This is a genomic window from Flavobacterium zepuense (genome assembly GCF_007097145.1).
GTDB classification, from domain to species: domain Bacteria; phylum Bacteroidota; class Bacteroidia; order Flavobacteriales; family Flavobacteriaceae; genus Flavobacterium; species Flavobacterium zepuense.
Window position 1 is genome coordinate 123998 of the sequence record NZ_VJVZ01000001.1, and the last position, 22399, is coordinate 146396.

Consider the following 22399-nt stretch of genomic DNA (forward strand, 5'->3'; position numbering starts at 1 on the left):
AGCTTTATTTTTGTTTTAGGGTATATATAACACCGTTAGCATCATCAGAAATATACACGGTGCCATCAGGCGTAACCGCGACACCTGCCGGGCGGCCAAAGCGCTCATTACCTTTAAGGAACCTCCATAAAAAGTCTTCGCTTCCGATAGGCTTGCCGTTCTTGTCAAATTTTATCAGTTCTACTTTAAAGCCCGAAGGGTTTTCCCGGTTCCAGGAGCCGTGCCAGCATACGAGGGCATTGCCTTTGTTAGGCCCGCTTTCAAAAAAAGTAAAGGCTATAGGAGCGCTATGCGCGGCAAATTCCATTACAGAAGGCTTTGAGGCTTTGGCTAAAATTTCTTTTGTGGTACCTGCTGGGTCTTCACGGGTTTTATCTACTTCCTGTTTGGCATAAGCAAACGGGAAACCATAGTTGCCGTCCAAAACAATATGATTAAGCTCTTCCGGCGGCCATTCATCACCACGGAAATCACCTCCGTTATCTACGCCCCACAACTCTTTATTTTGCGGATGCCAATCAAACCCAATTGTATTGCGCAGGCCGGATGCAAATACTTTACGCTTCCACGTTACAGGGTCTACCTGTAGCATGGTGGCGGTTTCTTTGTCGCTCTCCTTACAGTCGTTACACACGCTACCAACTGAAATGTACAGCTTGCCGTCGGGACCAAAATCCATGGTGCGGTTAGGGTGCTGCCCACCGCTGGGCAGGTCTTTAATGAGGGTATCGGCAACCTTGCCCAATGTACCGTCGGCGTTTAGCGCATACCTTAGCACACGGTTGTTATTGCACAGGTACATATAATTATCTTTAAATGTAATGCCATGCACACCGGGAAAATCGGCCACGCGGGTCATTTCCTCAAACTTGCCGTCATTATCCTTATCCGTCAGCATAAGTACATCGCCGGCATCACGGCGTGTTACATACAGCTGCCCCTGCTTGCCGATGTAGAGCATACGGGGCTTGCCAAGGCCTGTAGCGCCGGGAATGACCTGCCAACCGGGCAAAGTTTTAAGGCTTGCCGCCAATGCCGGGCTGTATTCTAAGTGCGTAGGATAATTGGTCACCACTGTTTTTTTGGTGTCCTCTTTTGGGGGTATACCCTTTTGGGCAAAGGAAACCGTAACACTTAAGACAGCAATGGCTATCAATATATAGTTCAATTGTTTCATAAGTAATTAGGATAAAAGAATAAAGGCCGGAATAATAACCGGCCTTAAATTTTTCACTAAAAAGTTGATTCGTTATTCGGGTCAGCATAGTCGCTTATAGGATGCTCTTCAATAGGTTGTTGCTTAAAAGAGGCCCCGTGGCCCGAATATGAGCCTTTGTCTTTTTTATCGCTACCTTCTAGTTTTACAATTTTATTGTAAAGCCCAAGCAGTAAAAACGGTGCTGCCCACTGGCCTACAAATAAGGCCGTTTTATCTTTAGCTAAAACTTTTAGTGTAGCCGAAGCCGCCATAGAACCTAATGCCGCCCATAAAAAAAGGTCGGAAGGAAGTTTTGAAGTCTGTTTTTCGATTGCCTTTGCTACAGGCCCTTCTGAATGGTCATTTTGAATTACTGACATAATGATAGATTTTGGTTTTGAGACTATTTTTTATAGTTCAATAAAATTACCCATCCATTACATGCCACCCTGTTAAGGCAAGGCGAAGCTTATGTTAAAACAGTTACAACAAAACCACTCATTTACAATATTTTACACAGTCTTTATAAGATTTATAAAATCACTTCATTTACCATTTCTAAATTGTAAGTCATTTATGACAGCCCATAATTCATAAAATTTTACAAGGAAAGCTGAAAATCCTATAACAGCAAACATCGTTAAAAATACTACATTCGGGTTCAAAATAAATCACATGAATCCTATATCCGCATTTACAGCTACCTCACTGTACCACCTGAGGAAGGGTACTGTGCTTAAAGAAATAACTTTACAGGGCTATACGCTAAAGATAATAGCCGCAGAATTTTGCCTCTGGATACTGGCTGAATGGCCGCAGGGTGGCCAGATAGCATTTAAGGCAGCCTATGCCGCTAACGACCACCTTGAGGTTGAAAGTATAGAAGAAACAGACGCAATAGAAATTGCCCTTAAAGGCACTACCGTAGCAATAAAGGTAACCATTGTAAAACCTGATGCGCATAAGCCGATATTCGGGTTTAAAACCGTGCTTACCCCTTTGTTTGATATGCTGGTGCCTTATTGGCCGCGGGATATTATGCCTTTATATAATAATGGTAAAACGCAAAATACTAAAGGCACGATACATGCCGCACAGGTGGGTACGCGGTCGGGACTGTTATTCTTTAGCCTGGAGCAGCCGCACATAGGTTCAGTATTCTATTTTCAGGATTTAGGGTCTTTACAGAAGTATTGCGAACATACCGAAACTTCTGCGGGCGACCTTGTGGGCGGCTCATGGCCGGAACTGGGTATGAAGCTACCAGTTACCACTAAAGAAAAGCCGTTGAAGGCAGGGGAAGAATATATTATATCTGACGCTTATGTGCTGTTAAGCAATGTAGTTCCCAATGATAATTACCAGGTGTCGCAGCAGTTCATTAACCATCTGGCAGATATTTACCTGCTCCTGCCCCATCCTGATACGCAATATCATGACTGGCCCGATATGCTTAGCAAAGGCTTAAATGACCTGGAAACCCATAAAGGCTGCTGGCAGTTTGCCGATGGGCGCTCCTACCTTAATGCGTATGTAAGCGATTACAAAACGCCTCCGGAAAGCATGGTGCAACTTGCAGTTTTGCTGCCCCTGATGGATTATGACCGCTGGAGCGGTGAAAACCATTGCCCTGTTATTGAAACACTGCACAATGGGCTGGAAAACTTTTTTGATAAGCGGTTAGGCACAATAGCCCGGTGGCTGCCTGCTAAAACAGATGACCTTGACCGGAGCGAAGAACAAAAAAAGCTGGATATTATGGACTCCTGGTACCTGCACCACCCGCTGCTTAACCTCTCGCGCCTGGCGATAGACGGAGATGATGTTGCCAAAAAACTGCTGCTGGATTCTATCGAATATGTAATTAATGTGGCGCACCACTTTGACTATAGCTGGCCTGTTTTTTACAACATGGCTACTTTAGAAGTGATTAAGGCAGAAACCGAAGAAGGCCAGGGCGGCGAGAAGGATGTTCCCGGTGCTTATGCCCACCTTATGATACAGGTATGGCAGCTTACGGGCAACAAAAAATATTTTGATGAGGCTGTTACCGCTGCGCGAAAGCTGGACGGCCTGGGCTTTGATATTTTTTACCAGGCTAATAATACCGCGTTCTCGGCAGGGGCGCTGCTCAGGCTGTATAAAGAAACTAAAGATGAATTGTTCCTTAACCTGAGTTACCTGTGCATAGCCGGCATACTTAAAAATGTGCAACTGTGGGACTGCAATTATGGCAATGCAAAGCACTACCCTACTTATTTTGCCATCTACCCGCTAAAGGATGCGCCGTATACAGCTGCTTATGAAGAACAGGAAGTATTTGCGGGTATTCACATGTTTTTAAAGGAAGCAGATGGCATGGACGAAATTTTACCTTCGGTACGGTTGCTGCTGGCCGAACTCGTAAAACATGTAATAAACAGGGTTTCATATTACTATCCGCCAAGGCTGCCAAAAGAAGTTTTAGCTACAAAAAGCGAAATAAAAATGGGCGAGATAGATCCTAATTTATGGGTTGCCCTTGAAGACCTGCAGGATGGCTGGGTGCCCAGCGGACAGGTAGGCCAGGAAGTATACGGTGCGGGCATTGCCTTTGGTATTGTGCCGCGGCAGTTTTATAAAATTGAGGCAGCCGGATTTATGGTATTTACCGAATATCCTGCCTGTGAACACAAAGTGGGTAAAAATACACTGTCTTTTTATACAAGGGGTGACAGCCAACTGAACTTCAGGATGGCGATCCTGCCATTAAAAGACAAGTTACCGGCCAAAATAACGGTAACCGGAATAACAGCCGGTTTGGCAAAAGAAAGCATAACGCCCAAAACCGGAACCAGCGCCACTTACACAGACTATACATTGCGCGGCGACAGCCACTTAACCATAAAGTGGTAACGTTTGGCACTAATATTACAGCTTATCCTTTGGTACCTCCTGCTGTAGTACTTCAATCTCGGTTTTCTCTTTTTTAATAGCTTGCCGTAACAGCGCGAACAGGCTCATGTAAAAATTAGCAACGAATACCAGTGCAAAGCCGGCAATTACATAGCCTTTCCAGCCCTCAAGCAGCAGCTGGAAGTTTGTCATCAGCAGGATACTGCGGTAACATAATGGCTAAAGCAATATTCGCAGGTAAAGAGGTAAAAGAATTTTCTGCGGATAAGCGTTTGGGAGGCTTTAGAACAGCGCACACAATATTCCCGTGGCTCCTTAAAAACCTCTTCATGCGTTACCGTCCAGGCAACGCAGGCAATAGGCAGGCTTAATGTAAAAAGCCATAGTAACTGGGTAGAAAGTTCCATAATAATCAGTTTATAGTATTAAAAAACCGTTGCAACGGTAGCCATTGCAACGGTAAATATAAGCACTTTATGTCTTAAATTATTCTGAAAACCCTGCCTGCAACGTGTTTTCAGCAGCGTCAAAGTTAATGGCACTATAAGCCGCATCGCTTAAAAGCATATCGGCTTCTTTCTCCTCGGCAAGTGTTTGGGTAAGCAGCTTTGCCGCATCGTTCTCGCCCAGCGTTTTTGCAAATGCCACAAGCGTGCCATAAGTAGCTATCTCATAATGCTCTATTTTTTGCGAAGCTGCAATTATGCCCGCGTCACGCACCGAGCCCGGTGCTGTTTCTTCCAGTATGCTGTCGCCTTCTTTTAGAAGGCCAGCCATAGCTTCGCATTTTTTTCCTTCGGCTTTTTCTCCCAATAGGTTAAAGATAGTTTCCAGCCTTACCACTTGATTCTTTGTTACCGCAAGGTGTTCCTTAATGGTAGTGGCCAGGTGTGGCGATGTGGCATTGGCAACCATCTTAGGCAATGCCGATACCAGCGCATTCTCTGCCCAGTAAATATCTTTAAGGGAATCGATAAAAAAGTCCTTTAACTCTGTAGCGGCATCTGCTGCCGGGCTAACAATTAACCCCGGTGCTTTATCCTGTGCCTGTGCCTTATTAGTAATAGGCTTTTCTGAATTTTTCATATTTTTAATTTAGGTGTGTTTATATTGTTGCTTCGCGTGCCCAGAAACGGTGGTTAGCCATGGCGGTTATAAAATTGGCTGCAAACGCATCGTTATCGCCGTCACGGCCTAAAACAATGCCTTCGTCTTCATTATTTATTTTAGACGCAAATCCGGTTGCTGAAAGCAAGTCGATTCCCCCGGCCTGCGCGCCTATGATCTTACAATGTCTGTAAGCATCGCTTAAAAAGTCCATTGCATCGCTATCTTCAGAAAGCTCATTAAGATCAAAGCCACCAGGAATGTACACCGCATCAAATACAACTGATGACGTGGTAAGGAAAGTAAAATCAACAGACAGTTCGCCGCCTGCATCGCCTTTTACCACACCGTTGTAAGGTGCTACTATGCAGCCTTTAGCGCCCTGCTTAATAAGTGCTGACTTAATATCCAATACGGCCTGCTCGTCTACACCGTCTGCACAAACTATGGCTACTTTGCGCGACTCGATGGTAGGTTTTACCGTTGGGTTATTTATCATGCTAAGCGCCTGCGAACCTTCAATAGATGAAGGCACAGATTTTGGTTCCTGGTCGCCACCGAGATTTTCCGGCGATACGCCGTGGTTCATAGGCTGCTCCGGTACGGCGGGCACAACAAGCCTTAAGCCTAAGGCAACTTTTTGAGCCAGCTCTGTATCAACCTGAGATAGTATGCCCAGCATGCGCACCCTGATGGCGGTGGTTTCTACCTTGCCAAGCTCAAAGCGCAATGCTTTTACAATATGGTCTTTTTCAGTTTGCGACTGGCTGTTGTAAAACAGTTTTGCCTGCCCAAAATGGTCGCTAAAGCTCTCGCTTCGGGCACGCACCTTATGCGCGTCTACCCTTTCGTTAAAGCTTGCAAAGCCGCCGTCAGCAATTTTTGCCTGGTAGGGGCATCCACCGCCCAATGAATTAGGCGAATAGCTCACCCTGCCCACGTTTATTTCCTGGCGCATGTGTCCGTCGCGCTGGTTATTGTGCACCGGCGATACCGACCTGTTAATGGGTATTTCATGGAAGTTAGGGCTGCCAAGACGAGACAGCTGCGTATCGGTATACGAGAACAGCCTTCCCTGCAGTAGCGGGTCATTACTAAAATCGATGCCCGGCACTACATGCCCCGGGTGAAAGGCCACCTGCTCTGTCTCTGCAAAGAAATTATCAGGGTTACGGTTCAGCACCATCTTGCCAATGATGGTTACCGGAACCAGTTCTTCAGGAACTATTTTGGTAGGGTCAAGCAGGTCAAATTCAAATTTGTGTTCGTCGGCATCGGGAATAACTTGTACCCCTAATTCCCATTCAGGGAAATTGCCCATCTCAATCGCTTCCCAAAGGTCGCGCCTGTGAAAGTCAGGGTCTTTGCCCGAAATTTTCTGTGCTTCGTCCCAAACCACGGCGTGGGTACCTAATTTGGGCTTCCAGTGTAGTTTTACAAAATGCGACTCGTTTTGCTCATTGATGAAGCGGAACGTATGCACCCCGAAGCCTTCCATCATGCGGTAGCTTCTTGGTAATGACCGGTCTGACATCAGCCACATGATCATGTGTGTAGACTCCGGCATCAGCGAAATAAAATCCCAAAAGGTATCGTGTGCTGAGGCTGCCTGAGGTATCTCATTGTGCGGTTCAGGTTTTACGGCATGTACCAGGTCTGGGAATTTGGTGGCATCCTGTATAAAGAAAACCGGGATGTTGTTGCCCACAAAGTCATAAATACCTTCCTGGGTATAAAATTTTACCGAAAAACCTCGTACGTCCCTGGCAAGGTCTGTAGAGCCGCGGGAGCCCGCAACGGTAGAAAATCGTGTGAATACCGGTGTTCTCTGTCCAACTTCCTGTAGAAAACCGGCTTTTGTAAACTGCGGTATCGGGTTGGTTACCTCAAAATATCCGTGTGCTCCTGAGCCGCGTGCATGCACAATACGTTCAGGGATGCGCTCGTGGTCAAAGTGGGTAATTTTTTCCCTCAGGATAAAATCTTCCAGAAGCGATGGGCCGCGCTCACCTGCTTTAAGTGAGTTATTGTCATCATTAATTTTAATGCCCTGGTTAGTAGTCAGGTACTTGTTGGTTCCATCAGATTTATTGATGAGCAAATCTTTTTGCTTGTCATCCTGATGGTTACCCGGAGTGTTGTCTTGTGCCATATGTAAAGTGTGTATTTTGATATTGTTATCAGCAAATAAAGGTGGTGATTATACTATGGAAGATTGCCAATCTTGCATTAAAAAAATGACTAAAATCCTGTTAGTGTATGCATTAGCGACGGCTTATTAGTACAGGTAGCATTTTTTACAGAAGCATATGCAACGTAAGCCAATGGGTGGGCCAGTGTATCCAGAAGCAATACATTGCCCTCTAAAATAGATGTTATTACAGGAGTATGCGGCACTCTCTCTTTATTTTCGTCAAGGTCCCAGATGCCGCAGTCGTGGTAGGTTGTAAGGTCATCCCAGTCCGGCCTGTCCAGTACCGGATAAATACATGCTCCTAATAGCGGTATGCCCTTGTCTAAAGCTTTTATGCACTCTGTAGTAACCTCATCCATCCACGGTGCGCGGCCTATGCCAAAATGCCCGGTCTCAGATAAAAACAACGGTTTACCGTATCGCATGTATGCCATTTCTAAAAGGTCGGCAATCCCAGTACGGCGTGGCACAGTTTCTTCCGGCCAGTCAAGCGACCCAATGCCGTGGTCCCACTGGCTGTTCCAGTAGTAGTTAAAGCCCAGGATGTCAAGGTACTCTTCTTTACCGCCCAGCTCGGGGCACATCCTGCCGCCTATAATATCCATGGCCTGAAACTGGTGCCCGTTAAGGTTATCAATATGCTCGAGGTTAGTTTCATAACCCGGGTGAATTTTTATCAGGGGCTCTACCATAACAATCCTGCAATCGGGGTCGATATTTTTAAGCATCGATATCCCTAAGATTGCCGCTTTGCATAAATGGTACTTTATATCCCAGCCACTGTTTACCGCAAACGGTACCGTACCACGCACATCGCCGGAATGCCATGACAGGAAACTAATCTCGTTAATGGGCACTACAAAAAGCTGCTGCGTAGTGGCTGACTTATGAAACAAAGCAAATGCTTCACACAAGGCTATAAACCTGAGATGAAAGTGAGGATGCGTAGGATAAATGCCGTCAGGATAGCCAAAGTGGCACAGGTCCCATATTATTTGGATGCCCTGTTTATCTGCCGCTTGTATCCTGTTCCTTACTTCAGTAAAATCAAACAGGTAGGGTGCCGTTTCCACCGCGCTCCAGCAAATGCCTTCACGCACCGTTTTTATGCCTATGGTAAGCAGGTCGCGGTAATCATCGCGCACTCGTATGTCATGTTCCGTTTCTTTCAGCAGGTTTACCCTTTCACCCGAGCGGTTAATGTGGTCGGCACATTCGTATCCTCCTATAAAAAATGACTGGAAGGTACTCATACCGCTTTCTGGATTATTGGTTCCGAGGTAGATTCCAGTGCGCTAAAAAGTTCCAGTGCATTCTTAAATGCCTGGTCCATATTAAAATACTTATAATTAGCCAGCCTGCCTACAAAATACACATCGGCTAACGCTTCAGCGTCTACTTTATATTTTTCGTAAATATGTTGGTTTCTGGCATTGGGTACCGGATAGTATGGATCGCCTTCATCGGTAGTGTATTCTTTTACAATGGTTGTTCTCGCCGATTTTTGGTTACCAAAGTGCTTGTATTCAATAATCCGCGTAAAACCAACTTCATTGCCGGGATAATTTACCACGGAATTTTCCTGGAAATATTCGGCATCAACGGTTTCTGATACAAAATTTATCGAGCGGTACTCCAGCTTGTCTTCAAGGCTGTGCTTAAACTCGAAAAAGCGGTCAATAGGCCCGGTATAGAACAGCTTCTCATAGCCGGTAACTCCATCTTTTATATCAAAGAAATCGGTTTCCAGCTGCACTTCAATATTTGGATGATCCAGTATGGCTTCAAACAACTGTGTATAACCGCCTGCCGGTAATGCCTGGTACGTATCTGAAAAATAGCGGTCGTCATAATTAGTGCGCACCGGTATACGGTCGAGTACAGAAGCATCAAGCTCCTCCGGGTACTTGTCCCATTGCTTCTTGGTATAATGGCGGAACATTTTTTCATACAGCACCGCGCCTACCTTGTTCAGTACTGCCTCCTCGCCATTAGTCGGGTTAAGATAGGGTTCGCGGTTGTCATCCAGCCATTTTTTCATATCAGCTTCAGAGCTGATGTTTAGCCCGAATATCTTATTTACCGTAGTAATATTTACAGGAATGGGCAGCAGGGCACCATCTACTTTTGCTACCACCTTATGCTCCCAATTGTACCAGTTGCTGTAACGGTTTACATAATCCCACACCTGCTCATCATTAGTATGAAAAAGATGCGCGCCATATTTAGATACCAGTATACCGTTTTCATCGACGTAGTCGTAGCAATTGCCTGCAATATGGTTACGCTTTTCTATGATAAGCACTTTTTTGCCAATTTCCGCATATTGCTGTGCCAATACCGCACCCGATATCCCTGCACCTATAATTACTATATCTGCTCTCATCATTATTTTACGGTATTTTTAATTATAGCCTGCATTTTTTCTACGGTAACATCCCATGAAGTTTTTTCAAGAATATCGCTGTAATCTGTGGGGTTAAGCACATTATTGTTTGCAAGCATTGCGTCAATGGCTTTTGAGAATTCTCCTGAATTACTTATTATGGTAACATCTTCGCTGTAATCGCGCACTACATCATAAATGGCAGTAGAGATGATTGGTTTGCCGGCCGCCATATATTCTAGGGTTTTGGTGGGGCTTATATATTTAGTAGCGTCATTTAAGGCAAATGGCATCATGGCGATGCTAAATGCTTTGAGATAACCCGGCAGTTCCTTATAATCTTTCATACCCAAATAATGGATGTTGTGCAGCCTGGGCAGGTCGTGTTCGCCTATTTTGGCCAGTGGACCAATCATGACAAAACTAACCTCCGGTTTAAGAATTGCCGTTTCTTTTAGCAAATCCAGATTAATACGTTCGTCAATTACCCCGAAATATCCCACTATAGGACTTTTTATAGTCACAATATCTTCCGGAATCGCAAGTCCGTTAAGTGCTTTCGAAAAGTGATCTCTGTCTACCGAACTTGGGAAACAGTACACATTTTCATGGTGTTTTACTTTAGATTCGTATAGCGATTTGCCTCCTGTAAACACGATATCCGCCCTGTCCATAAGGCTGCGCTCCTGGCTTACCAGTTTTTCGGGGGCGCCTTTAAACAGGGAAAGCTCGTCCATACAGTCGTAGACAACCGTGTCAAAATCAAAATAATCTAAAAGCGGCAGGAACGAGGCCGAATAGAACCAGCCTGTAGCTGTGTTTTTGTTAGTATACTGGGGAAGTATACCTGCTATTTCGTCAATATGGTACACATTAGGCTGTAGTATGTGAAGGTTAGCAGCGACCTCAACAAGGCGGCTGCCCTCCTGTTCAGGGCGGTGCCATGGCTCTTCTATAAGCAATATCTTAAGGCTTTTTGCAAGCCGGCTGATAATGTGCTGCGGGCGCTGGTACACAAAATCCCAGCGCAAGTGGCAAAACACCACCATATCGTATTTGATGTTGTCGTTATTATCACCTGTTGAAGCCGGAATACCGCTTTTTTTTTTATATACTGTCTGCATAGAAATAAATGAAGTTTGAGGGTTGTTTAAAAGCAAGAGTAAAATGTACAATAATGAGAAAAAAGCATCTCCGTTAAGAAGGTGCTTTTACAATAGCTGCTGGGCAGTACTGTAGAATAAATTTTGGCTATAATTATTCTGTGTCAGGACGTTCAGATCCTTCTTCGCCTTCAACTTCTTCACCGGCAGCATCAAAATTGATGGTATTGTAAGCCGCTTCGGTAAGAGTTACGTCTGCTTCTTTTTCTTCGGCAAGGGTTTCAGCCAGTATGCCGGCCACCTCATCCTCGCCAAGTGTTTTGGCAAAAGCCACGAGCGTACCATAAGTAGCAATCTCGTAATGCTCCACTTTTTGCGATGCGGCTATGATACCAGCATCACGCACAGGGCCTTCCTGGGTACTTTCCATTATGTCCTGGGCTTCTTTGATAAGGCCGTCCATAGCCTCGCATTTTTTAGCAACGGCTTTTTCGCCTATCAGTTCAAATACCCTTTCAAGGCGTTGTACCTGCTGTTCAGTTACTGCAGTGTGCTCTTTAATTGCCTGTACCAGCGCTTCGGTAGTAGCATTTTTTGACATTTTAGGCAGGGCTTTGGTAAGTGCTTTCTCTGCCCAGTAAATATCTTTAAGGCTGTCTACAAAAAGTTCACGTAGGCCTTCGGCGGCAGAACGCTTAGCTGTAACTACGCCCCTATTGCCTGTTTTTGATGCGGCAGGCTTTAGGGTTGTTTTTGCAGCAGTTGTTTTAGTATCGGCTGCCTTAGGGGCAGTTGTTTTTGCAGCGCCATTTTTTGCGCCTGTGGCCTTAGATGGCCGAGATGGAGTTTTCATTATAAGTAGTTTTTTAAGGTGCGTTTATTATTTAACACAAATCTCCCCCTATTACTATAATTATGTCTTACATGATTTTGCGCCAGCTTTGTATAATGTTACCCATTTATTATTTTAAATTATAATTATATGTTAATTTTTCAATTCAAATGAGAATTTTTTAATGATTTGCCAAAACAATAATGTAACTAAAGTTGCAGAAGATGTAAAACAAAAACGGAAAGAATAAGCTAATTTTATACATAATAACTACCGCGCCCTTAAGGCACGGCGCAGTTATAAGCAAATATTAATAATATTTACTACATTAGATGATGAGGAACTTTTACTATGGATAAAAACCCAATAGCCTTAGCTAAAATAATGGCTGAGAATGAAGCATTGCTACAAAGCAACCGCGAACTTAAAGCGCATAATAAAGAGTTATCCCTTTTTAATTATGTGGCAAGCCATGACCTTCAGGAGCCGCTGCGTAAGATGCATACATTTGTTAAAATGATTGCCGACGACAAGGACAACCATATTTCCGGAGACAGTGCAATCTATATAGAAAGGATTTTAGTGTCGGCCTCCAGGATGCAACGCCTTATTGAAGACCTCTTGCACTACAGCCATGTGGATACGTTACACGAGAACGGATATGAGTTATCAGATATAAATATCATTGTACAAGATGCGCTAACTGATTTCAACGAGACTATTAAGAACACAAGGGCAAAAGTTACTGTTACTACCCTGCCCAATATAAAACTTATCCCTCCGTTAGTATATCAGGTAATACATAACCTTATAGGCAATGCGTTAAAATACCGTAATAAAGATGAGCAGCCCATATTACGTATTTCTTATGAATTAGCCAACCGGGAAGAAATAGCGCCCATTGAAGGAAAACATGAACATGCCGATTATTATAAGATAATCATAGCTGATAATGGAATAGGATTTCTACAAGAACAGTCAGAACTTATTTTTGAGCCGTTCCAGAGGCTGCATAGTAAAGATAAATATGAGGGTACAGGAATAGGGCTGGCAATTTGTAAAAAGATAATGACAAGGCATAAAGGCTATATAACAGCGCAAAGCAACCCTGGAAGAGGAACAAAATTTAATTTATATTTTCCGGTTTAACTACTGATAGCTTAGCATAAAATTTTCCTTACTTAGCCCATCGGTCATATATTGCCAGTTTATATACAAAACTTCAAGCAAAATTTTCTTAAGCAAGGCAGGGTCGTTTGGCTTTTTAATAAATACATTAGCCCCGGCAGATAATACTTCATTTTGGATAGCCGGAAGCGAAAGGCTGGTGTATATTGCTACGGACATATCAATATACCTGCTTTTAGACCTTATTTCTTTGAGGCATACAAAACCATTTTTACCAGGCATATTTAAATCCAAAAATAAAATGTCAGGTATTGTTTCGGCCCCTTCAATGTAATCCATTAAATCGGTACCATTTTCGCAAATGCTCAGGCGGTGGTTGATTTTAAGGTCTTTAAAAGCATTCTTAAAAAACAGGCGGTCATCGCGGTCGTCTTCCGCTAACAGGATGTGTACTTCATTTACTGTCATAATTTAGTTCTTTAGTTCAATACGGCCCTTAAGCTTCTCCTGTTAATTGATAATTTTTGAAAGGCACTTGGCGTTAGCCCCGTCATGTTTTTAAACTGGTTAGATAAATGCGCCACACTGCTGTACTGCAGCCTGTATGAAATCTCAGTAAGTGATAAGCCTTCCTGCAATAATAATTTTTTTACAAACTCAATTTTATGAAAAATTATAAAGCTTTCAATAGATATATGGCACATTTCGGTAAATACATTAGCCAGCGTCCTGTAATTTTCATTTAAAGTATCGGCGAGGTATGCAGAAATCTTCAGGGTAGGCAACGCATTATTTTTATAAAGGATATCTGTAATTAAAGATTTTACTTTTTGCACCAAAATCGCTTTATAATCATCTATAATTTCAATCCCGAAATTTTTCAGGTCTTCAAGTAATTGCTGATATTTATCCCTGCAAATACCTAACGGAAAACTTACACTCCCATCAGGATTAAGGTTATAGGAAATTCCCGTTCCCGATAGCTTATCATGTAGTACAGACCTGCACAATTTTTCTATATTATACTTTAAGTATACATTCATGGCAAAGGTGTGTAATTAAGGTTACCAATGTACAGCATTTCAAACTATGCCCTAAGCAAATGGTAGTAAATTGGGATAACAATAACGTTATGTAACCGTTTTGTAAGGACATTTTTAGATTTGTAAGGTATAGTTACTATAACTTCTGGTTAATTTTAAAATGGCATTAGCTGCTTTTTATGATTATTTTATAATAGCTATTTTAACTGATTAAATATCTTTACTATAAACTAATCAAACAGTACTACTATGTCAAAATCAGGCGCGCTGGTCATTATAGAAGATGACATAGATGACAGGATATTTCTGGAAAAAATATTTAAGGATATAGGCTTTAAAAATGAAGTAATCTGGTTTTCTAACACCGATGATGCTTTTGCATTTTTAAACACTACAATTAAGATAATATTTATTATATTCTCAGACGTGAGCCTCCCGGGGCAAAGCGGACTCGATTTTAAGAAGCAACTCGATGGTAACCCAAAATTAAGGCAAAAGAGTATTCCCTTTATCTTTTACTCAACATCAGCCAACCAGCAGGAAGTTAATGAGGCATATACCCAGATGACCATCCAGGGGTTCTTCAAAAAAGAGAACAACATCCAAGACACTACCGAAATGCTCAAGACCATATTTGCATACTGGTCGCTGTGCAGGCATCCTAATACGCAGTGATTGCCCGGTATAGTTATGCCTTGTATAGATATTATTATAATCGATGTATGGAATCAATTAGAAACTAAACCATGAAGACAATAAACAAGATTATAATTGCCGGTGCCGTAGGAACAACATTCATGACTTTATACAGCATGCTAAGATCTAAACAAGACAATCAGGAATATTCTGAACCGGTACTGATTAATGAGCTAATTGATAATTCAAAAAATCTTCCTGCTATAAAAAATGAAATAACACATCCTGCCGGATATATCCTTCACTATGTAACCGGAGTAGGTTTTGTTAGCTTGTATTGGCTGCTATGGAAAAAAGTTTTGTTGCGGCCAAGTGGGTTTAGAATAGTTATAGTGGGAGGACTGAGCGGCCTGACGGGTATTGCAGTATGGAAAATTCTTTTTAAACAACACAACAGTCATCCTTATAATAACCGTTTTGGGTATTATAAGCAGCTACTTACCGCCCATATTATATTTTCGGCAACCGCACTTGTAACATATAAAGCTTTAGGAACATCTAAACGATATTATTTATCTTAAGTAGGGGTATATAAAGGTAAAAAAGACAGTACTGCTGATTACGCTGTATTTTTTATCAGAACTTTATTAAGCCGTACTTATCAATAACATCGGTTACTTCTATACCAAAATGAATTATCGTTCTAATGCCCGCCTTTATAGCTTTTTTCTGCAATAAATTAAATTGCGCCTCCAAATACCTGCCAAACAGCAGGCGGGGCAGCACCTAATCATTAAAGTTTAGCGGGATTATATGGTAAGGCTCATGTACCTCTTTACTAACCGTGCACACTTATCCGTGTATATGGGTTACAATAGCAGGTATCTCGTTACCCTATACATTGTTTATGTGCTCCACATTAGCGCCTTTTGCACTGTATGGTATACCGGCACCAAGTTGCTGTTTGCGTTAAAATATCTCTATTTCAATATTGTTACGGTCGCTTTCTACCAGTCGTTTATACATAAACAATTCGCTGGGGCCTCCGCCCAGTATTGCAATGCGTTTTTTAATGTCTTCCATTATAGTATAGTGATTAATAACCGTGCAGCACTAAGATAAAACGAGTATTATTAATTTTTTCAGTAATAAATCTTAAATAAATAGCTTTTGCTTAATTTTAAAACTTTCCGGTAAAATATTACATTAAGTTTTATATAATATTTATAATACCTGCATTGCACTTATACATAATTTAGGCTACAATAATTTATAACAAATGGATACCGCTACCACCACTACCCCACATATAAAACCTGCAAAAAAGCTGTACACTTATCAGGAATCTGATATTGCCTTGCTGTTTCAAAAAATGGAACAGAGCAATACACCACAGCGCCTCTTATACCAGTTGCCTACCGGAGGCGGCAAAACGGTAATTTTCTCGGAAATTGCTAAAAGGTATATCGAAAAATTCGGTAAAAAAGTAGTGGTACTTACCCACCGTGTTGAGTTGTGCAGGCAAACATCGGTTACATTAAAAAACTCCGGTGTGACTAACAGAGCCATTAACAGCACCGTAAAAAAGATAAGCAAAAAAGACGATTATACCTGCTATGTGGCTATGGTAGAGACGCTAAAGAACAGGATTAAAGACGGCCAGGTAAATACCGATGCTGTGGGTCTTGTTATTATAGATGAAGCCCACCATAACTCGTTCCAGAAATTGCTGGGCAAGTTTAAAAACGCTACCATTATAGGCGTTACCGCTACACCTTTTAGCTCAGATATTAGTTTGCCGATGCACAAAAATTACAGTGAACTTATTGTGGGCGAACCCATTGGATCGCTTATAGCGCAGGGTTTTTTGGCAAAGCCAAAAACCTGGCGCTATGATGTAGAGCTTAACTCCTTAAAAACCGGCGTGCATGGCGATTTTACCGTTAGCACCTCTGATGCTTTATATTCGGCGCCCGCCATGCTGGAACTGTTACTTCATGCGTATGAAGAGCACTCTAAAAACAAAAAGACGCTGATATTTAATACCGGTATTTTTACTTCACGGGCCGTTTGCCAGCTGTTTACTGATGCAGGCTATGATTGCAGACACCTGGATAATAAGACCCTTGCGGGAGAGCGAGCCGAAATCTTAAAATGGTTTAAAAAAACTAAGGGTGCCATACTTACATCGGTTTCTATACTTACAACAGGGTTTGATGAGCCTTCTGTGCAAACCGTAATATTAAACCGCGCCACTAACTCGCTCACGCTATACCACCAGATGATAGGCCGCGGATCGCGCAGGTTGCCGCAAAAAAAGACATTTAATATTATAGACCTGGGCAACAATACCGACCGTTTTGGCGAATGGAACGCTCCCGTAGACTGGAAATATGTTTTTGAAAACCCTGAGCAGTACCATGAGAGCATGAACAGCCATACTGAATATGAAAGCCATGGTATTCCGGCTGAAGTGCGGTCAAAATTTCCCAACAGCCTGGAGGTTTCGTTTGATGTGCAGGAGGCGCACAGGCTGGCTCTGGAAAATGGGCTGAAACCGAAGATCGTTATACGCGACTCATTAAGGCAGCACGCCCTGATGTGCGCCGATAATGCCGAAACAATTACCGATGCCCTGCACCTTAGCGATGAGCTGGATAAAGAAATTAACTGGAGGATTAAGCAATATGCCAAATGCCTGGGCAAGGTCACAAAAAATTATACCGACTGGCTACAGAATGATTACAGGGCCAAACTAAGGATACTAATTCAAAAAATTATGCACCGCCGCGAACTGCTGGCGGCTGCCAAATAGGGAGCTATGATAGAAAACAGGGAAAACGACACACAAAATATTGCGGTGGTTTCCTCTAAGGCCGACCGCCATAAATACGGGAAATTTCAAAAGAAGCTTTACCCGATAGCATCATTAGGCAGGGTGGCTGTAGATTGCCGGGCTAACCCTATTGATATCCTTAAGGAAAACAGTAAAGGCAGGATGCTGGGCCTGCTGCCCCTTAGGTACGAACGCATGGCCGAATCGCCCTTTGGGTTTTACCGCGGCAGTGCAGCCGTTATGGCATCAGACCTTTCTATGCTGCCTTCCACCAATATGAAACTACAGATCTGCGGCGACTGCCACCTGCTTAACTTTGGCGGCTTTGCTACGCCCGAACGTACACTGGTGTTTGACATAAACGATTTTGATGAAACATCCACTGCGCCATGGGAGTGGGATGTAAAACGCCTTGCTGCCAGTTTTGCCATAGCCGGAAGGGATAAGGGATTTACCAATCTTCAATGCGAGGAAGCAGCGTTTACTGCCGTAAGCAGCTACAGGAAACACATGGCAGAATACGCCGAGATGTCGGCACTACAAATATGGTATTCGCAAATTAGCATGAAAGACCTGGTGCATTCTGGCAAAATTAAGGAGCTGAAGCAATTTGACCCCAAACAAGTTAAAAAGGTCATTAAGCGTGCCCCGCACGAAAAAGAGTTTGCCAAGCTTACCTACAGCAAAAAGGGAGAGCCGCATATTAAGGACAATCCGCCGCTTATTTTTCATGTACCAAAAAACAAGGAAGCTGCCTTTTTTACCGAAGCAGAAAACGCCTATAAGCGGTACCTGCGCTCACTTACACATGATAAGAGGATATTGCTTAGCCGCTATACGATAAAAGATGTGGTCATGAAGGTTGTGGGGGTGGGCAGCGTAGGCACTTTTTGCGGCGTTTTATTGCTGATGTCGGCTACCGGTGACCCACTGTTCCTCCAGTTTAAAGAAGCACACCAAAGCGTGCTGGAGCCTTATGCAGGTAAAAGCAAATTTAAGTACCATGGCCAGCGTGTGGTAGAAGGGCAAAGGCTGATACAATCGGCTACCGATATCTTTTTGGGCTGGACAATTGATGCCGCCGGAAGGCAGTTTTACGTACGCCAAATGCGCGATGCAAAGGTAAAGCCTTTAACAGATACTATGGACCATGATATCTTTTTAAGGTATGCACATTCCTGCGGTTGGGCACTATCCCGCGCACACGCCCGCACGGGGGATGCAGCCATTTTAAAAGGATATATGGGCCAGGACGAACATTTTGAAGATACTATCGCAACCTTCTCTATAGGCTATGCCGACCAAAATGAAAAAGACCATGAGCGCTTACTGCACGCTATTAAGCACAACCTTTTGCCTTAATTTACATACTTATTTTTTACAATTGTTCCATATTATCCAGGCAATAGGCCGCTCTTTCAAGGGTTTGTTCTTTTTCATCAGGTATCTTATCCCACAGCCGGTACACCATTGCAAGCCGAGGGTGGTGTTGAGTTTTTTGCAGTGGCGGTCATGAAAATCCCAGTAAAGGCTGTTAAACGAGCAGGCATTATTGCTGGCGCGCTCTAACCGGTCATATCTACAGCCTTCACAATAATTGCTCATTTTGTGTATGTAATTTGCGCTGCCTGTATATGGCTTCGAGCCTGTTACGCCACCGTCGGCATATTGGCTCATTCCACGGGTATTGGTGATTTCCACCCACTCAATGGCATCGATATAGATACCCAGGTACCAAAAATCCACCTGCTCAGGTGCCACACCCGCTAATAGCGCGAAATTCCCGGTAATCATGAGCCTTTGTATGTGGTGGGCATAAGCACCACTCAGCGACTGGCTGATGGCACTTTTAAGGCAATTAATTTTAGTATTGCCAGTCCAGTACCATCCCGGCAGTTGCCGCGAATGCCCGAAAAAATTAAGGCCTGCGAATTCAGGCATTTTCATCCAGTAAATCCCTCGCATGTATTCTCTCCATCCAAGGATTTGGCGCACAAAACCTTCTAGGTGATTGTGCGTGATTGCTTTTTTATCATTTTCCCATACAACTATAGCGGCCTTGACGACTTCTTTAGTTGAAAGCATCTTAGTATTCATAGAAAATGAGAGGCACGAATGGTACAGGTACAACTCGTCGGTATGCATCGCAGCCAGTCGGCCTTCCTTTCCCTGAACGGCACGATGTTCCTGTCAATTTCTATATACAGCTTTTTATCGCTGCCACTCCCGCGATAATAGCCAAGCTTTCCGTACCCGGGCCGCAGCCGCACCGTTCCGGCACGCCGAAAGGTAAAGGACTGCGTTAGCCCACTGCCTTTGTAGATCAGCCAGGCGATATCAAGCAAGCCGGCCGCCTTGTCCTCGATCTCCAGTATCGAGATCTCATTGTTGTCGAGGTAGTATACAATGTTCTTTTGTGCTGTCATGGTAGCTTGTTAATGGTTATATTCTTTCAAGTGTGCTGCACTCAGTATATTGAAAGGGCTTGCCGAGCTACAGCGTAACGGGCAAACCCAACCAAATCAACCCAACTAACTATATTTAAAACTGGTAGCGGTAACCAAAATCAGGCTGGAATCCGATCTGGTCGATCTGGTTTACCTGCTGGGTTACGCGGTTATAATCCTTAGTGAACACATTACTGTTGTTGTTAACGTTCTGGAAATCCACATAAAACGAATGCGAACGCTTCTTAGTACTGCTGTTGATCTTAAAGGCGAACTTGATATCCATCCTAAAGTAGGCATCGTACTGCTCGCTGAAGGCCCTTAGGTCGTCACGCACCTCATAGCCATTGGCAATCGATGCCGGCAGGTCAACCGGGGTATAATAGCGCCCGCCTGCGGTAGTAAGCTTTCCGTTTATGGAAAAGACATCCTTCTTATTCTTGCCGATCTTGAATTCCTTACCGCCCAGCGCGTTAATCACGTAACCGTTGTTGAAGGGCGAATTGCGCTCTATATTATCGCTGCCCTTGTATTTGCTTTCAAAAAATGATGTGGTAAGCAATGCGTTGTAGCCCCTGCTGAAAAACTTTTCCAGGGTAAGCTCTATTCCCTGGTTGTGCCCGGTGCCCTTGCTCACCAATGAGGTCTTATCCGTTGAAAAGCCGAAATTAGATCCTTCCGTCAGCGAGGAATAGCTGGTAGGGGTGCGTTCCACTGCCGCCTTGTCAATGTCCTGGTAGTAAGCTTCGACCTTGGCACGCCACTTATCGGCGAAGCGGATATCATACCCTACTACGTAATGCTGGCTGCGCACCAGGTCGAGGTTCTTATTGGTCTGCTGCAGCGTACCGCTTACGTTCTCATTTAGAAACAGCAGCGGGGCGGCGACATTCTGGTGGTGCAGGCCATAGCCGAAATTCAGGGAACTGCGTTCGGTAAGCGCGTAGGTGACAGCAGCCCGCGGTTCGGCCACAAACTGCTCATTGAGTGAAAAGTACTGGGTGTGGACACCGGCATTAAGGGTCAGCTTTTCGGTAAGCCTGTACTGCCCCATGGCATACGGCTGCACGATGCTGTAGCTGCCATCCATGTCCAGCAGGTTGACATAATCGGGGTAGCCGTCACCGTCATTATCGGCCTGGCGGTCGCGGTCCCAGCGGTTGGCCTCAAGCGAGAAAAGCTCCAGCAGCAGCCCGGTACGGAAGTTAAGCTTGCTGGATAATTTTGAGTTAAGCACCGAGGAGAAGGTAAAGCGGCTCTCGGTAGTCTCCCCGTCAGCAAAGCGTATCTTGGTCTCCTGCGGGGTATCAAGGTTGTAATAGCGGTCTTCCTCTATGGTGTTCTTTGAAGACGAGTAGCCCGCCACGCTCTTCAATACGGAATTCTCCCCCACATCCAGGGTATGCTTTATGCCAAAGGCGCTGAACCCCGAAGTTACGAACTGGTCGGTATCACGCGTGGCAAAAAGGTCGTCGCCGTCCAGCTCCACATCTTTGCCGATCAGGTCAATATTAGAGGTACCCAGTATGCCAAAGGCTGAAAAGTTACCCAGCTTGCCCCTGCCCAGGTCAACATTGAACGAAAAGTCGCTGTAGTTGGGCTGCGCCGTTACACCCGCAAAGCCCAGCGGGCCCACGATACCGAAACGCCCCGCCGCCAGGAAGGAGCCCCCGTTCTTGCCCAGTGGCCCCTCCGCCATGGCCTCCAGGCCCGGGAACGCCGCCACGCCTACCGTATATTCGTACTCATAGGCATTGCCCTTGCGAAGGCCCAGGTCAAACACACCGCCTATCGCATTGCCGTATTCTGCCGGAAAGGCCGAGGTAATGAAGTCGGAATTTGCCAGCAGGTTGGGATTCAGCGCCGATACCGGGCTGCCTGTGGTACCCAGTGTAGAAAAGTGGTTGGGGCTTGGGATGGGAATGCCCTCCAGGCGCCATAGCAGCCCTGTGGGCGAGTTGCCGCGTATCACGATATCATTACGGCTGTCGTCGGCCGTGGATACCCCGGCAAAGTTAGAGGCCAGGCGCGCCACATCGCTGCGCCCCCCGGCATAGCGGTTGACCTCTTCCGGGGAGAACTGACGCGCGGATACGGCCGCCATCTTGTTTACCGGCTTGGCCTTGTTATTGCCTCCTGAAGTGATGACTACCTCTTCCAGGGAATTGAAACTCTCTGTCAGCGCCACCGCCACTATGGCGTCCTTGCCGGCGGTAACGTCGATCTCGGGCAGAGTGGCGTTTTCATAGCCCACAAAGCTCACCAGTATCGTTTGCCTGCCTACAGCAACCCCGGCAAGGGTAAACATGCCATTATCGTCACTGATGGCTACGATGTTCGGGTCGCCCATAAGTGCTACCGTAGCTGCCGCTATGGGCTTCTCCGATTGCTTGTCGGTCAGCGTTCCCCTGATGGTGCCTGTTTGGGCAAACGCCATTGCACTTATAATAAGAAATGCACTGCTTAAAATGTACTTTACCATGTTCTGATTTTTTAAAGTTGTTCGAATTGATTCAAATGGCTGTCCTGCCGCAAAACAATTGATTGCCTGCAATTGTAAAGCGCCTGCCCGGCGGCAAGTGGTTACCGGACAG

Annotated in this window: 22 protein-coding genes and 1 pseudogene; 7 read left to right on the forward strand and 16 right to left on the reverse strand. The window is 44.5% G+C overall.

What is annotated here, in order from left to right; all coding sequences use genetic code 11:
• Window positions 1–4: 4 nt before the first annotated feature.
• Window positions 5–1177 carry a PQQ-dependent sugar dehydrogenase gene (locus tag FMM05_RS00620; protein WP_143371405.1) on the reverse strand — a complete coding sequence of 391 codons (1173 nt, stop codon included), beginning with the start codon at window positions 1175–1177 and terminating at the stop codon, window positions 5–7.
• Window positions 1178–1233: 56 nt separating this feature from the next.
• Window positions 1234–1578 (reverse strand): hypothetical protein, encoded by a 345-nt coding sequence (locus FMM05_RS00625; protein ID WP_221932236.1) that lies wholly within the window; start codon window positions 1576–1578, stop codon window positions 1234–1236.
• Between the two features lie 295 nt (window positions 1579–1873).
• Between FMM05_RS00625 and FMM05_RS00630 the strand changes: the two genes are divergently transcribed.
• Window positions 1874–4093, forward strand: coding sequence for a hypothetical protein (locus FMM05_RS00630; RefSeq protein WP_143371406.1), 2220 nt, complete (start codon window positions 1874–1876; stop codon window positions 4091–4093).
• Between the two features lie 15 nt (window positions 4094–4108).
• Here FMM05_RS00630 and FMM05_RS21130 read toward each other — a convergent pair whose 3' ends face one another.
• The 8 genes from FMM05_RS21130 to FMM05_RS00665 form a co-directional block, all read right to left on the reverse strand.
• The gene (locus FMM05_RS21130) at window positions 4109–4285 is read right to left on the reverse strand and encodes a hypothetical protein (RefSeq protein WP_235894330.1); all 177 of its coding nucleotides are present in this window, start codon (window positions 4283–4285) and stop codon (window positions 4109–4111) included.
• Complete coding sequence (locus FMM05_RS21135) at window positions 4285–4500, reverse strand: hypothetical protein (protein WP_235894331.1); 216 nt, start codon at window positions 4498–4500, stop codon at window positions 4285–4287. Before FMM05_RS21135 ends, FMM05_RS21130 begins: the two co-directional genes overlap by 1 nt.
• 79 nt (window positions 4501–4579) lie before the next feature.
• Window positions 4580–5179 (reverse strand): YciE/YciF ferroxidase family protein, encoded by a 600-nt coding sequence (locus FMM05_RS00640; protein ID WP_143371407.1) that lies wholly within the window; start codon window positions 5177–5179, stop codon window positions 4580–4582.
• Between the two features lie 19 nt (window positions 5180–5198).
• Window positions 5199–7352: a catalase gene (locus FMM05_RS00645; protein WP_143371408.1), complete on the reverse strand. Its 2154-nt coding sequence runs from the start codon at window positions 7350–7352 to the stop codon at window positions 5199–5201.
• An 89-nt stretch (window positions 7353–7441) separates the two neighbouring features.
• Complete coding sequence (locus FMM05_RS00650; RefSeq protein WP_185965473.1) at window positions 7442–8647, reverse strand: glycoside hydrolase family protein; 1206 nt, start codon at window positions 8645–8647, stop codon at window positions 7442–7444.
• Window positions 8644–9783, reverse strand: coding sequence for a UDP-galactopyranose mutase (glf, locus tag FMM05_RS00655; RefSeq protein ID WP_143371409.1), 1140 nt, complete (start codon window positions 9781–9783; stop codon window positions 8644–8646). Before glf ends, FMM05_RS00650 begins: the two co-directional genes overlap by 4 nt.
• Window positions 9783–10904: a glycosyltransferase gene (locus FMM05_RS00660; protein WP_143371410.1), complete on the reverse strand. Its 1122-nt coding sequence runs from the start codon at window positions 10902–10904 to the stop codon at window positions 9783–9785. The genes glf and FMM05_RS00660 overlap by 1 nt, the downstream gene beginning before the upstream one ends.
• 133 nt (window positions 10905–11037) lie before the next feature.
• Window positions 11038–11736, reverse strand: coding sequence for a YciE/YciF ferroxidase family protein (locus tag FMM05_RS00665; protein ID WP_143371411.1), 699 nt, complete (start codon window positions 11734–11736; stop codon window positions 11038–11040).
• Window positions 11737–12099: 363 nt separating this feature from the next.
• On the opposite strand from FMM05_RS00665, the gene FMM05_RS00670 reads away from it, so the two are divergent.
• On the forward strand, window positions 12100–12864 hold the full coding sequence (locus tag FMM05_RS00670) for a sensor histidine kinase (protein ID WP_185965474.1): 765 nt from the start codon (window positions 12100–12102) through the stop codon (window positions 12862–12864).
• On the opposite strand, the gene FMM05_RS00675 is transcribed toward FMM05_RS00670, so the two are convergent.
• A complete protein-coding gene (locus tag FMM05_RS00675) occupies window positions 12865–13311 on the reverse strand; it encodes a response regulator (RefSeq protein ID WP_143371413.1) in 447 nt (148 codons plus the stop codon).
• An 11-nt stretch (window positions 13312–13322) separates the two neighbouring features.
• On the reverse strand, window positions 13323–13886 hold the full coding sequence (locus FMM05_RS00680) for a helix-turn-helix domain-containing protein (RefSeq protein WP_143371414.1): 564 nt from the start codon (window positions 13884–13886) through the stop codon (window positions 13323–13325).
• A 249-nt stretch (window positions 13887–14135) separates the two neighbouring features.
• Between FMM05_RS00680 and FMM05_RS00685 the strand changes: the two genes are divergently transcribed.
• The 4 genes from FMM05_RS00685 (at window position 14136) to FMM05_RS00700 (ending at window position 18720) form a co-directional block, all read left to right on the forward strand.
• Complete coding sequence (locus FMM05_RS00685) at window positions 14136–14561, forward strand: response regulator (RefSeq protein ID WP_143371415.1); 426 nt, start codon at window positions 14136–14138, stop codon at window positions 14559–14561.
• A 71-nt stretch (window positions 14562–14632) separates the two neighbouring features.
• Entirely contained in the window at window positions 14633–15103 is a 471-nt protein-coding gene (locus FMM05_RS00690; RefSeq protein ID WP_143371416.1) for a hypothetical protein, read from the forward strand.
• A gap of 698 nt (window positions 15104–15801) precedes the next feature.
• On the forward strand, window positions 15802–17337 hold the full coding sequence (locus FMM05_RS00695; RefSeq protein WP_143371417.1) for a DEAD/DEAH box helicase: 1536 nt from the start codon (window positions 15802–15804) through the stop codon (window positions 17335–17337).
• A 6-nt stretch (window positions 17338–17343) separates the two neighbouring features.
• Window positions 17344–18720 (forward strand): DUF2252 domain-containing protein, encoded by a 1377-nt coding sequence (locus tag FMM05_RS00700; protein WP_143371418.1) that lies wholly within the window; start codon window positions 17344–17346, stop codon window positions 18718–18720.
• 9 nt (window positions 18721–18729) lie between these two features.
• Here the strand turns inward: FMM05_RS00700 and FMM05_RS00705 are convergent, their stop codons facing one another.
• The 4 genes and pseudogenes from FMM05_RS00705 to FMM05_RS21145 all read right to left on the reverse strand — a co-directional run.
• Window positions 18730–19455 carry a cryptochrome/photolyase family protein gene (locus tag FMM05_RS00705; protein WP_185965475.1) on the reverse strand — a complete coding sequence of 242 codons (726 nt, stop codon included), beginning with the start codon at window positions 19453–19455 and terminating at the stop codon, window positions 18730–18732.
• Window positions 19452–19784 carry a hypothetical protein gene (locus tag FMM05_RS00710; RefSeq protein WP_143371419.1) on the reverse strand — a complete coding sequence of 111 codons (333 nt, stop codon included), beginning with the start codon at window positions 19782–19784 and terminating at the stop codon, window positions 19452–19454. The genes FMM05_RS00705 and FMM05_RS00710 overlap by 4 nt, the downstream gene beginning before the upstream one ends.
• A gap of 115 nt (window positions 19785–19899) precedes the next feature.
• On the reverse strand, window positions 19900–21441 hold the full coding sequence (locus FMM05_RS21140; RefSeq protein ID WP_235894347.1) for a TonB-dependent receptor domain-containing protein: 1542 nt from the start codon (window positions 21439–21441) through the stop codon (window positions 19900–19902).
• A 204-nt stretch (window positions 21442–21645) separates the two neighbouring features.
• Window positions 21646–22179: pseudogene (locus FMM05_RS21145) on the reverse strand (carboxypeptidase regulatory-like domain-containing protein); the annotation flags it as partial.
• Here FMM05_RS21145 and FMM05_RS21150 point away from each other — a divergent pair.
• The gene (locus FMM05_RS21150) at window positions 22112–22294 is read left to right on the forward strand and encodes a hypothetical protein (RefSeq protein ID WP_235894348.1); all 183 of its coding nucleotides are present in this window, start codon (window positions 22112–22114) and stop codon (window positions 22292–22294) included. The pseudogene FMM05_RS21145 and the gene FMM05_RS21150 sit on opposite strands and share 68 nt — an antisense overlap.
• The last annotated feature ends 105 nt before the right edge of the window (window positions 22295–22399 follow it).